Origin of the sequence: Corallococcus llansteffanensis (assembly GCF_003612055.1) — a bacterium.
GTDB classification, from domain to species: Bacteria; Myxococcota; Myxococcia; order Myxococcales; family Myxococcaceae; genus Corallococcus; species Corallococcus llansteffanensis.
Map to the genome: position 1 here is coordinate 21090 of NZ_RAWB01000034.1, position 11716 is coordinate 32805.

General features: G+C 71.3%; 9 protein-coding genes. 4 read left to right on the forward strand and 5 right to left on the reverse strand.

The window, feature by feature from the left end; genetic code table 11:
• Positions 1-2: 2 nt before the first annotated feature.
• The 4 genes from D7V93_RS05415 to aroF form a co-directional block, all read right to left on the reverse strand.
• On the reverse strand, positions 3-641 hold the full coding sequence (locus D7V93_RS05415; RefSeq protein WP_120642344.1) for a phosphoribosylanthranilate isomerase: 639 nt from the start codon (positions 639-641) through the stop codon (positions 3-5).
• Positions 638-1456, reverse strand: a complete 819-nt coding sequence (locus tag D7V93_RS05420) for an indole-3-glycerol phosphate synthase TrpC (RefSeq protein WP_208722923.1) — start codon at positions 1454-1456, stop codon at positions 638-640. The genes D7V93_RS05415 and D7V93_RS05420 overlap by 4 nt, the downstream gene beginning before the upstream one ends.
• Positions 1457-1544: 88 nt before the next feature.
• Positions 1545-2561, reverse strand: a complete 1017-nt coding sequence (trpD, locus tag D7V93_RS05425) for an anthranilate phosphoribosyltransferase (RefSeq protein WP_120642345.1) — start codon at positions 2559-2561, stop codon at positions 1545-1547.
• Positions 2562-2564: 3 nt separating this feature from the next.
• Positions 2565-3590 (reverse strand): 3-deoxy-7-phosphoheptulonate synthase, encoded by a 1026-nt coding sequence (aroF, locus tag D7V93_RS05430; RefSeq protein ID WP_120642346.1) that lies wholly within the window; start codon positions 3588-3590, stop codon positions 2565-2567.
• A 191-nt stretch (positions 3591-3781) separates the two neighbouring features.
• On the opposite strand from aroF, the gene D7V93_RS05435 reads away from it, so the two are divergent.
• From D7V93_RS05435 to D7V93_RS05450, 4 genes are all read left to right on the forward strand, one after another.
• Positions 3782-5032 carry an NAD(P)/FAD-dependent oxidoreductase gene (locus D7V93_RS05435; protein WP_208722924.1) on the forward strand — a complete coding sequence of 417 codons (1251 nt, stop codon included), beginning with the start codon at positions 3782-3784 and terminating at the stop codon, positions 5030-5032.
• Between the two features lie 99 nt (positions 5033-5131).
• The gene (locus tag D7V93_RS05440; RefSeq protein WP_147451050.1) at positions 5132-7594 is read left to right on the forward strand and encodes a S8 family peptidase; all 2463 of its coding nucleotides are present in this window, start codon (positions 5132-5134) and stop codon (positions 7592-7594) included.
• 100 nt (positions 7595-7694) lie between these two features.
• Complete coding sequence (locus D7V93_RS05445) at positions 7695-8348, forward strand: CPBP family intramembrane glutamic endopeptidase (protein ID WP_244237124.1); 654 nt, start codon at positions 7695-7697, stop codon at positions 8346-8348.
• 64 nt (positions 8349-8412) lie between these two features.
• Positions 8413-9444 carry a 2-dehydropantoate 2-reductase gene (locus D7V93_RS05450; RefSeq protein ID WP_120642349.1) on the forward strand — a complete coding sequence of 344 codons (1032 nt, stop codon included), beginning with the start codon at positions 8413-8415 and terminating at the stop codon, positions 9442-9444.
• Positions 9445-9627: 183 nt separating this feature from the next.
• On the opposite strand, the gene htpG is transcribed toward D7V93_RS05450, so the two are convergent.
• A complete protein-coding gene (gene htpG / locus D7V93_RS05455) occupies positions 9628-11613 on the reverse strand; it encodes a molecular chaperone HtpG (protein WP_120642352.1) in 1986 nt (661 codons plus the stop codon).
• Positions 11614-11716: the final 103 nt, after the last annotated feature.

An 11716-nucleotide genomic window follows, 5' to 3' on the forward strand; every position in this document is an offset into this window, starting at 1 on the left:
CTCTACTCCCAGAGGTTGAGGGACCTGACCGAGCGCACGAAGGCGCGCACCGCGTCCAGGTCCTTGATGCCAGGGGAAGACTCCACCCCGCTGGCCACGTCCACACCGTAGGGCCGGGTGGCCTTCACGGCCTCGGCCACGTTCGACGGCTTGAGGCCGCCCGCCACCAGCACCGGCGCCCCACAGCCCGCGAGCTGCGCCACCAGCGACCAGTCGAAGGTGACGCCCCCGCCGCCATAGCCCGGGGCCGCGCCGTCCAGCAGCAGCCCCGCCACATCGCCCACGCCCACGTAGGCCCGGGCGCGCGCGACGTCCTCCGGCCCGCGCACGCGCAGCGCCTTGATGACGGGCACGCCGTAGCCGGAGCAGGCCTCGGGCGGCTCGTCGCCGTGGAGCTGCACCACGGTGAGGCCGCACTCGCGCACGCGCAGCCGGATGTCCTCCGGCTTCGCGTTGACGAACACGCCCACCACCGCACCCAGCGGAGGCCGCGTGCGAGACAGCGCCGCCGCCGTGGCCACGTCCACGTACCGGGGCGAGCCCGGATGGAAGTTGAGGCCCAGCGCGTCCGCGCCCGCGGCCCACACGCCCCGGGCATCCTCGAGGCGCGTCACGCCACAGACCTTCACCGTGACGTTCACGCGCCCCTGCCTTCCAGGCCGAGCAGCCGGCGCAGGGCCTGGCCCGGATCGGCGTCTCGCAGGAGCGATTCGCCCACCAGCACAGCGTCCGCGCCCGCGTCGCGCGCGGCGAGGAGGTCCGCGAGGTTTCGCAAGCCGCTCTCCGCCACCAGGGCGGTGGACCGGGAGCGCAGCGCGGGCATCACCCGGAGCGCCGTGCCGGTGTCCGTCTTCAGCGTGGCGAGGTTGCGGTTGTTGAGGCCGACAATCCGGGCCCCGGCCGCGAGCGCGCGTTCGGCGTGCTCCGCCGTGTGGGCCTCCACGAGGGCGGCCACGCGGACCTGCTTCGCGGCGGCGACCATCTCCCGCAGCACGGAGTCCTCGAGCGCATCCGCGATGAGCAGCACCGCGTCCGCGCCCCAGGCCGCGCTCTCCTCCACCTCGCTCGCGGCGACGAGGAAGTCCTTGCGCAACACGGGCAGCGCGACGGCGGCGCGGACCGCGACGAGGTCCTCCAGGTCGCCGCCGAAGTCCGGCCCGTCCGTGAGGATGCTGAGCGCGCATGCGCCCGCGGCTTCATAGGCCCGTGCCACCGCGACCACGTCCGCATGCGGGAAGGCGCCGCCCGAGGGGCTCTTGCGCTTCACCTCCGCGATGACGTTCACGGGATGCCCGGGCACGCGGCGCACCAACGCCTGGGCGAAGTCCCGCGTCGGGGGCTGCGCGCCATGTGTCGGGGCCGGGCGGGTCCCCAGCTCCCGGCGCTTGCGCGCCATGATGACGTCCAGCGTGCCGGGGGCTTCCACGGGCTTCGCGGCCGAAGAGGTGGTCGTCATGACAGGGCCTCCCGACGACGCGCGGGCGCCATGAGGCAGTCCTGCATGCCGAAGCGTGCTGCCCGCTTCGCGGCGGAAGCAGAGGTCGTCATGCCGCGACCCTCTCGATGAGCGCGGCCAGCTTGCGCTCGGCGGCCCCGGAGTCGATGGCGTGCTCGGCCTTCTTCACGCCGTCCTTCAGGGTGTCCACCAGGCCGACGACCAGCAGCGCGGCGGCCGCGTTGAGCAGCACCGCCGTGCGGATGCCGTTGCGCTCGCCCGCGAGCAGGGCTCGCAGCTTGTGGGCATTCTCCTCCGCGTCGCCTCCCGCGATGGCGTCCCGCGAGATGGTGGTGAGGCCCGCGTCCTCCGGCGTCACGGTGAAGCGGTGCACCGTTCCATCCGCGCGCAGCTCCGCGACCTCCGTGGGGGAGCAGGGCGAGATCTCATCCAGCCCGTCGTGCCCGTGCACCACCCAGGCGCGCCGGCTGCCCAGCCGCCCCAGCACGCGCGCGGTCTGCTCCACGCGCATGCGATCGAACGTGCCCAGCAACTGGTAGCGCGCCCCGGCGGGGTTCGTCAGCGGCCCCAGCAGGTTGAACACGCTGTGGAAGCCCAGGTCCCTTCGCGCCTGCGCCACGTGCTTGAGGGCACTGTGGTGCGAGGGCGCGAAGAGGAAGCCCACCCCGTGCTCGTCGATGTCGCGCGCCACCTGCGCGTGCGCCCGCTCCATGGACACGCCCAGCGCCGCGAGCACGTCCGCGCTGCCACAGCGGCTGGAGACCGCGCGGTTGCCGTGCTTGGCCACCGTCACCCCCGCCCCGGCGGCCACGAAGGCCACCGCGGTGGAGATGTTGAAGGTGTGCGCCCCATCACCCCCCGTACCGCAGGTGTCGAGCACCACCTCCGCCACGGGCGAGATGCGCGCCGCGCAGGCCCGCATGGCCTCCGCGGCCCCGAGAATTTCATCCTCGGTCTCACCCTTCATGCGCAATGCGGCGGCGAGCGCGCCGACCTGCGCGGCCGAAGCCTCGCCCGCGAGCATCTGGCCCATGACCGAGGCCATCTCCTCACGGGAGAGGTCGCGCCGGCCGACCACCTTGCCCAGCGCTTCCTTGAGCGTCATGGCCTATCCCAGCCGTACCATCTCGCGTCCCATCGCCTGGGCGATGGCACGCACTTCACCCATGGCCTTCTCGAACTCGGAGAAGTCCAGCGACTGGAAGCCGTCCGACTTGGCGCGCGGCGGATCCGGGTGGACCTCCACGATGATGCCGTCCGCGCCCGCCGCGATGGCCGCCCGCATCATCGCGGGGACCGCCTTGCGCACGCCGATGCCGTGGGAGGGGTCCACGAACACGGGCAGGTGCGTCAGCGCCTTGAGCATGGGGACGGCGTTCAGGTCCAGCGTGTTGCGGGTCATGTTCTCGAACGTGCGGATGCCCCGCTCGCAGAGGATGACCTGGGTGTTGCCGCGCGCGACGATGTACTCGGCCGCCATCAGGAGCTCCTTGATGGTGGCGCTGATGCCGCGCTTGAGCAGCACCGGCTTGCGCGTCTCGCCCACGGCCTCCAGCAGGCTGAAGTTCTGCATGTTGCGCGCGCCCACCTGGAGGATGTCCGTGTGGTCCGCGACGGCGGCCAGCGTGGCGGTGTCCTTCACCTCCGTGGTGACGAGCAGGCCCGTCTCCTTGCGCGCCTCCGCGAGGAGCGCGAGCCCGTCACCCTTCAGGCCCTGGAACTCATAGGGGCTGGTGCGGGGCTTGAACGCGCCGCCGCGCAGCATGGTGGCGCCGGCCTTCTTCACCGCCTGCGCGGTGGAGATGATCTGCTCGCGCGACTCCACGGAGCAGGGGCCGGCGATGACGTGGATGGCCGCGCCGCCGATGCTGAGATCGCCCACGCGCACGATGCTGTCGTCGGGCTTCACCTCGCGGCTGACCAGCTTGAAGGGCTGGGAGATGGCGACCGCGTCCGCGACGCCGGGCAGCACGCGGAAGGGCTCGGGCTCCACGGCGCCCGGGTTGCCCGTGATGCCAATGGCGGTGCGGGAGCCTCCGGCGATCGCGTGCGGATGCCAGCCACGGCGGCGGATCTCGTCGTTCACACGCTCGATGTCCTGGGCCGTCGCGTCTGGGCGCATCACGATCAACATGGGGAACTCCTGCTCTTTCTCTCTCCGAAGGTCATACCGGCGGATGCCGGCATGGGTTGTGCCACGGTTCGCGGGCACGAAACGAACGTTTGCAATAACTGTCGGATGCCCGCAACCGCCCGGGAGTCTCGCTTGCACGTCTTGGCGTTATCAAGCCAGGGTCCGCACGCTCGCTGGACTGGAGGAAGACCATGGCGAAGCCCGGGGTCATCGTCGTGGGCGGGGGACTCGCGGGGCTGGCCTGTGCCAGGGCCCTCATCGAGTCACGGGTGGATGCCGTCGTGCTCGAAGCAGGGGATGCGCCAGGCGGTCGGGTGCGCACCGACGTGCATGAGGGCTTCCTGTTGGACCGGGGCTTCCAGGTGTACCTCACCGCCTACCCGGAAGGGCGGCGGGTGTTGGACCTGAAGGCCTTGTCACCGCGTCGTTTCATTCCGGGCGCCAAGGTGTGGAGGGGTGGGCGCTTGCACACGGTGGCGGACCCGCTGCGGCGGCCGGTGGAGGCGGTGTCTCACGTGTTCGAGCCCGTGGGCAGCCTGCTGGACAAGCTGCGCGTGCTGGAGTTGCGGCAGCACGCGACGTCGGGGGAGCTGACGGACCTCTGGCAGCGGCCCCAGCAGGAGTCGCAGCGCTTCCTGCTCGACCTGGGCTTCTCCGAGGAGATGATCGACGTGTTCCTGCGCCCGTTCTTCGGCGGCATCTTCCTGGAGCGCGAGCTGACGACGTCCAGCCGGATGCTGGAGTTCGTGTTCCGGATGTTCTCCCGGGGGCACGCGGTGGTGCCGGAGCGGGGGATGGGCGCCATCCCGGAGCAGCTCGCGCTGAAGCTGCCGTCGGGCGCGCTGCGGATGAAGGTGCGCGTGGCGGAGGCGTGGGGCCACCGGGTGCGCCTTTCGGACGGCGAGATGCTCCACGCGGACGCGGTGGTGGTCGCGACGGATCCCGGCACGGCGGCCTCGCTGCTGGTGGGCATGCCGGCGCCGCGGATGAACTCCGTGACGTGCCTGTACTTCGCCGCGCCGGAGCCTCCGGTGGAGGGGCCGTGGCTGGTGCTCGACGGCGAGGGGCGGGGGCCGGTGAACAACGTCGCGGTGATGAGCGAGGTGTCGCCCGCGTACGCGCCGAAGGGGCAGGCGCTGGTGTCCGTGTCGGTGGTGGGCGAAGCCGGCGCCGCGGCGGGGCTGGAGGCGCGCGTGCGCGAGCAGTTGACGGAGTGGTTCGGCGCGGCGGCGGTGTCCGCGTGGCGGCACCTGCGCACGTACGTGCTTCCGGAGGCCCTGCCCGCCCAGCCGCCCTCCGCGCTGGTGGAGCCGCACCGCGCCGTGCGTCTGGCCGCCGGGCTCTACGTGTGCGGGGACCACCGCGAGAACGCCTCCGTCGACGGGGCGCTCACGTCGGGGCGTCGCGCGGCGGAGGCGGTCTTGCTGGACCTGGGACGCTAGAGGAGAAGGGGCCTTCCAGCCGAGCGAATGGCGGCTGGACGCACTGCCCGCAGCGGACCTAGGGTCGGACGCACACACGCCTTGTCCAAGGACCCTTTCATGCTCCGCCGTCTTGCCCTTCTGGGGATGCTCGGTCTCACGGCTTGTAACAGCGATGGGGACGACGACACCACGCCGACCAAGGGAACCGTCCAGGGGACCCTGCAGCCGTTCCAGGCGGGCTCCGCCGCCGCGAGCGCCCCGTCGTCACTGAGCGCGTTCTTCTCCCTGCCCAACGCGAAGAACCTGGGCAGGTCCGTCTCCCGCGCGCTTGCTGCCCGGGGCGTGTGGCGCACGGGCATCCCGTCGAAGCCGCTGACGGAGCAGTCGTCCCTGCTGCCGGGGGAGATCATCGTCCGCTTCGACACGCCGGACCTGTCCGCGGAGGAGGCCGTCGCGCAGGCGCGCATCGACGGCTACCACGTCGTGCACCAGGCCTACCTGAGCGACACCCTGCACCTGCTGCGCTACGAGGTGAGCCAGCCCCAGGCCATGGCCAGCGGCGGCTCCAACGTGCGCGCGCTCACCCAGGCGGAGCACGTGCGCGTGCTCCAGCGGGTCCAGGCGGTGCAGGGCGTGCAGTACGCGGAGAGCAACGTGCGGGTGCGGCCGCTGGCCGTTCCCAATGATCCGCTCTACTCGCGGCAGTGGCACTACACGAACATGAACCTGCCCGCCGCCTGGGACCTGGGCACGGGGAGCGAGTCCATCATCATCGCGGTGCTGGACACCGGCATCACGAAGCACCCGGACCTGGACTCCCGCATGCTGACGGGCGTCGACCTCATCTCCGACCCCAACGCCGCGGGCGACGGCAACGGCGTGGACGCCAACCCGACGGACGAGGGCAAGGACCTGCCCAATGGTGGCTCGTCGTACCACGGCACGCACGTGGCCGGCACCATTGGCGCGGCTTCCAACAACGGCGTGGGCCTGTCCGGCGTCACCTGGAAGGGCCGGAACATCCTCCCGGTGCGCGTGCTGGGCACGAAGGGCGGCACGCTGGCGGACATCGTCGCGGGCATGACCTGGGCGAGCGGCGGCAACGTCCCGGGCGTGACGCCCAACGCCAACCGGGCGCGGGTCATCAACATGAGCCTGGGCGGCAACGGTTCTCCGTCGCAGTCGCTCCAGGACACGGTGAACCAGGCCGTGTCGCGCGGGTCCATCTTCGTGGTCGCCGCCGGCAACGAGAACACGAACGCGTCCAGCAGCTTCCCCTGCAACATGAACAACGTCATCTGCGTGGGCGCGGTGCGCTTCACCGGCAAGCGCGCCAGCTACTCCAACTACGGCGCCAACGTGGACATCATGGCCACCGGCGGCCAGACGAGCGAGGACCGCAACGGCGACGGCTTCCCGGACGGCGTGCTGTCCACCCTGCCCAACAGCAGCAACCAGCCCTCCTATGAGTATTACCAGGGCACCAGCATGGCCACCCCGCACGTCGCGGGCATCGTCGCGCTGATGCTGGCGCAGAACCCCGCCCTCACGTCCCAGGAGGTGGAGGACATCCTCAAGGACACCGCGGACACGACGAGCAAGTGCTCCGAGGGCTGCGGCGCGGGTCTGGTGGACGCCTACGCCGCCGTCCTGCGCGCGAAGGGCGGTGGGGATCCGACGAAGCCCCCGAAGCTCGCCATCAGCACCACCCAGCTCGCCTTCACGGGGACGAACTCGCAGGTGCTGTCGGTGCGCAACAACGGCGGTGGCACGCTGGCGGTCAGCGTCTCCGTCTCCGGCGCCAACGCCTCCGCGGTGTCCGTCTCCAGCAACACGCTGTCCATCGCCGCGTACAAGTCCGCGTCGCTGACCGTGAACGTCAACCCGGGCTCGCTGGCCCCGGGCAGCTACGTGGCGCAGTTGGATCTCACCGGCGCCGCGGGCGCGGGCACCGCCCAGGTGCTGGTGAAGTTCCGCGTGGGCGCCTCCGAGGACAAGGACGCCGTCATCGCGTTCGCCTACCTGGACGCGGCGGGCGAGGTGCAGATCGACGACGACGGCATCGGCACGGTGTCCGCGGCCGACGGGTTCAGCTACAGCACGAAGCTCCCCGGCCGGGAGTACCTGGTGCTCGCGTCCATCGACGACACCGGTGAGGGCGAATACTTCGACGACGGCGACCGCGTGGGCTTCTGGCGCGACACCACCGAGGTGGAGACCGTCGAGGTCACGAACGGCAAGACGACGAGCGACATCAGCTTCACCCTGGTGCCCTACAAGTCGGACGAGGACCCGCAGCCCGACACGACCATCGGGAAGGCCTGCACCACCGGCAGCGACTGCGGCCCCGGCGGCCTGTGCATCACGAGCAGCACGTTCCCGGGCGGCTACTGCACCGAGGACTGCCTGTCGTCGAGCTGCCCGTCTGGCACGGCCTGCTACAGCACCTCGAGCGGCGCCAACGCCTACTGCTTCCTGTCGTGCACGCCGCCGGCGGGTGGCGGTCAGGGCTCGTGCCGCTCTGGCTACGAGTGCTCCGATGATGGCTCGGGCGGCGGGGCGTGCCTCCCCCCGGAGTGAGGCCCCGGCCTTGAGTCGGCGGTGCACGCGGTCCGTGCCCGCCGGCGGGAGGCCGTGAAAGAGTCGGTGGCCATCGCGCCGGGGTACGCTGCCGCGCGCGATGATCGCTCCTCCCGTTGCCCCGCCGTCGCCCGGTGACGCGGCCCTGCCCCGCTGGCGGGCCGCCGCCACCTTCGGCGTGGTGGCCTGGACGGCGCTGGTGCACGCGCACCCGCCGTTCTTCTTCGCCATCGCCTCCGTCTTCTGCGCTGGCTGGCTCGCGGTGACGTGGCGGGCGATGGGCCGCTGGCGGATGTCTTCGCCGCGCCTGTCGCTTCCGGACATCGCGTGGAGCGTGGTCCAGGCGTTGGTGCTGTACGCGGGCGCGCGCGCCTTCCTGTGGGCCTTCTGCGGCGGCTTCGCCGACGCGCTCTGCGAACCCCTGCACGCTGTCTACGCGACGTTCGGGACGGGCTCCGTGGGCACGGCCCTGGCCCTGGTGCTGCTGCTCGTCCCCGCGGAGGAGTGGTTCTGGCGTGGGCTCGTGCAAGGGGCGCTGCGTGCGCGCCTGGGACGGTGGGGCGCCGTGGCCGGGTCGGCGGTGCTGTCCAGCCTCCTGCTGCTCGCCTTCGGGGAGCCGCTGCTGGCCCTGGCCGCGCTGCCCACGTCGCTCGCGTGGGGCGCCCTGGCCGAGTGGCGTGGGACTCCGTGGGCGTCGTGGTTGAGCCACGCGCTGTGGGACGTGCTCATCGTCGTGCTGCTGCCCGCGACGTGAGGGCGCGGCGCAAGGGCGCGGCAATCCCGTGCAAGGTGGGCAGGCTCGGGCCACAATCCGCGCCATGTCCTCTTCGCAAGAGTTCTGTGTATTCGGCGCTGGCAGCATCGGCTGCTACGTGGGCGGCCGGCTCGCCGCGAGCGGTGCCACGGTGCGCTTCATCGGCCGGGAGCGCGTAGTCAACGAGGTGCGCGCGCACGGGCTGCGGCTCACGGACTGGCGCGGCGCCGACCTGAAGGTGCCCGCCGCGCAGGTGCACATCGACACGGCCCCGGACGCGCTCTCCACGGCGGACCTGGTGCTCGTCACGGTGAAGTCCTCGGCCACGGAGGAGGCGGGGCGCACGCTCGCGTCGCGGCTCAAGCCCGGCGCGGTGGTCATCAGCTTCCAGAACGGGATGCACAACGCGCAGGTGCTGCGGGATACCTTGCCCGGCCGCACGGTGCTCACCGGCATGGTGCCCTTCAACGTCGCCGCGCAGGGGCAGGGCACCTTCTTCGCGGGCTCCGAGGGCACGTTGGAGGCCGAGCAGCACGCCGGGCTCGCGCCCTTCCTGGACGCCTTCGCCCGCGCGGGGCTGGCCGTGAAGCAGCACACGGACATGGGCGCGGTGCAGTGGGCCAAGCTGCTCCTGAACCTCAACAACGCCATCAACGCGCTCTCCAACCTCCCACTGAAGCAGGAGCTGTCCCAGCGCGCGTGGCGGCGGTGTGTGGCGCTCGCGCAGCGCGAGGGACTGGCGGTGCTGGCCGCCGCTGGCGTGAAGCCCGCGAAGCTGACGCCCTTGCCGCCGCATTGGATCCCCGGGCTACTGGAGCTGCCGGACGGGGTGTTCGCGGTGCTCGCGAAGAAGATGCTCGCCATCGACGCGCGGGCGCGTTCGTCGATGTGGGACGACCTCAAGGCGGGCCGCACGACGGAGGTGGACTACCTCAACGGCGAGATCGTCCGGCTCGCCCAGAAGGTCCGCGTGCCCACCCCCGTCAATGCCCGGCTCATCGCGCTCATCCGCGAGGCCGAGGCCGGCCCCCGCCGCGACTGGACGGGAGAGGCCCTGCTCGCGGACCTGACCCAGGCGGCCCAGGCCCGCGCTTGAGACACCGCGCACGCGCCCCGGTGGAAAGGCCATGGCCCTGCCCGGTGGCGCGTCGCGCGACAGACTCAGGGGCGCCCCGGGCGGATGGCGCTGGCCCCGCCCGGTGGCGCGTCGCGCGACAGACTCAGGTGCGCCCCGGGCGGATGGCGCTGGCCCCGCCCGGTGGCGCGTTGAGCGACAGGCTCAGGTGGACTGCGCGGGCGCGGCGGCGACGGCGGGCGTCGGCACCTGCTCCGCCGGCACGCTGTTGCCCGTCGCGGTCGAGGTGTGCGTGGCCACCTGCGTGAGCAGCGCCGTCATCCGCCGCGCGAAGCGGTTCGGGTCGCTCAGCGGGCTGCCCTCGGTGAGCAGCGCCTGGTCGTGCAGGAGCTCGATCCACTCGCCCACCTGCGGGGCGGAGGGGTCGCGGGCGATGAGGCCGCGCAGGTGCTCGATGACGGGGTGCTTGGGGTTGACCTCCAGGATGCGCTTCACGCGCGGCATCCCCTTGCCGCGCTCCTTGAGCAGGCGCTCCAGGTAGGCCGGCGTGCCGCCCTCGGACACCACGAGGCACACGGGCGAGTCCGTGAGGCGGTCCGACACGCGCACCTCGCGCACGTCCTCGCGCAGCACGTCCTTCATCTTGTCCGTCAGGCCCTTGAGCCCCTCGGACTGCTGCTCCTTCTCCTTCTTCTGCTCGTCCGTGGACTGGAGCTTCAGGTCCGCGTTGAGCGCGGACACCAGCGGCTTGCCCTGGAACTCGCGCAGGCCCTGCGCGGCCCACTCGTCCACCGGGTCCGTCATGAAGAGCACCTCGTAGCCGCGCTGCTTCAGCGCCTCCAGGTGCGGGCTGTCCGCCACCGCCTTCCGGCTCTCGCCGTAGACGTAGTAGATGGCCTCCTGGCCCTCCTTCATGCGCGTGACGTAGTCCGCGAGCGACGTGAGGCCCTCCTCGCGGGAGGACTCGTAGCGCACGAGCGCGCCCAGCTTCTCGCGGTGCTCCGTCTCCAGCGTGAGGCCCTCCTTCACCACCGTGCCGAAGGCCTCCCAGAACGTGCGGTAGTCGTCCGGCTTGTCCTTGGCCATCTTCTCCAGCAGGTCCAGGGACTTCTTCACCACGTGCTTGCGGATGGCGCGCACCACCGCGGAGTCCTGCAACATCTCACGCGACACGTTGAGCGGCAGGTCGTCCGAGTCGATGACGCCGCGCACGAAGCGCAGCCACTGCGGCACCAGGTCCTCGCAGCGGTCCATGATGAACACGCGCTTGACGAACAGCCGCACGCCGCGCTGCTGCTGCGAGTTCAGGTCGAACGGCGGGTGCTTGGGGACGAAGAGCAGGCCGGTGAACTGCTGCGTGCCGTCCGCCTTGAAGTGCGTCCACGCGAGCGGGTTGTCGAAGTCGTGCGTCAGGTGCTTGTAGAACTCCTGGTACTGCTCGTCCGTCACCTCCGACTTCGGGCGCTGCCAGAGCGCGCTTGCCTTGTTCACCACCTCCAGCGCGGTCTCCGTCGCCTGGGTCTCCCCGCTGCCCACGTGCTTGGTCACCTGGAGCTTGATGGGGTGGCCCACGTAGTCCGAGTACTGGGTGATGAGCTGGCGCAGCTTCCACTCGTCCAGGAACTCCTTCTGGTCCGCCTTCAGGTGCAGCGTGATGGCGGTGCCGCGCGAGGCCTTCTCCGCGGGCTCCACGGTGAACGTGCCGTGCGCCTCCGACGCCCACTTCCACGCGGCGGCCTCACCGGCGGCGCGGCTCACCACCTCCACGCGGTCCGCGACGAGGTACGCGCTGTAGAAGCCCACGCCGAACTGGCCGATGAGCTGCATGTCCTTCTGGCCCTTCTGCGCCAGGGCCTGGAGGAACTCGCGCGAGCCGGAGTGGGCGATGGTGCCCAGGTTCTTCACCAGCTCGTCGTGCGTCATGCCGATGCCGGTGTCCTCGATGGTGAGGGTGCCCTTGTCGGCGTCCGGGACGATGCGCAGCTCCAGCGCGGGCTCGTCCTTGAGCAGGTCCGGCTCCGTGATGGCGCGGAAGCGCAGCTTGTCCAGCGCGTCGGACGCGTTGGACACCAGCTCGCGCAGGAAGATCTCCTGGTGGCTGTAGAGCGAGTTGATGACCAGGCTCAGCAGCTGCTGGATCTCCGCCTGGAATGAATGGGTTTCCCGCTGGGGGTGGGTCTCTGCGGACATGAAGGCCTCCGGGCGCTGACGAAACGCGCCAATGCCCTTCCCCATAACCATGTCTGGCGACTTGTCGAGAAGAGGGAATCCGCCCACACGCCCCGCTGGGAGG

Excerpts from the sequence above, each read along its gene's own strand:
- D7V93_RS05420 (WP_208722923.1), bottom strand. The coding sequence starts at position 1,456 with ATGACGACCACCTCTTCGGCCGCGAAGCCCGTGGAAGCCCCCGGCACG.
- trpD (WP_120642345.1), bottom strand. The coding sequence starts at position 2,561 with ATGACGCTCAAGGAAGCGCTGGGCAAGGTGGTCGGCCGGCGCGACCTC.
- aroF (WP_120642346.1), bottom strand. The coding sequence starts at position 3,590 with ATGTTGATCGTGATGCGCCCAGACGCGACGGCCCAGGACATCGAGCGT.
- D7V93_RS05435 (WP_208722924.1), top strand. The coding sequence starts at position 3,782 with ATGGCGAAGCCCGGGGTCATCGTCGTGGGCGGGGGACTCGCGGGGCTG.
- D7V93_RS05440 (WP_147451050.1), top strand. The coding sequence starts at position 5,132 with ATGCTCCGCCGTCTTGCCCTTCTGGGGATGCTCGGTCTCACGGCTTGT.
- D7V93_RS05445 (WP_244237124.1), top strand. The coding sequence starts at position 7,695 with ATGATCGCTCCTCCCGTTGCCCCGCCGTCGCCCGGTGACGCGGCCCTG.
- D7V93_RS05450 (WP_120642349.1), top strand. The coding sequence starts at position 8,413 with ATGTCCTCTTCGCAAGAGTTCTGTGTATTCGGCGCTGGCAGCATCGGC.
- htpG (WP_120642352.1), bottom strand. The coding sequence starts at position 11,613 with ATGTCCGCAGAGACCCACCCCCAGCGGGAAACCCATTCATTCCAGGCG.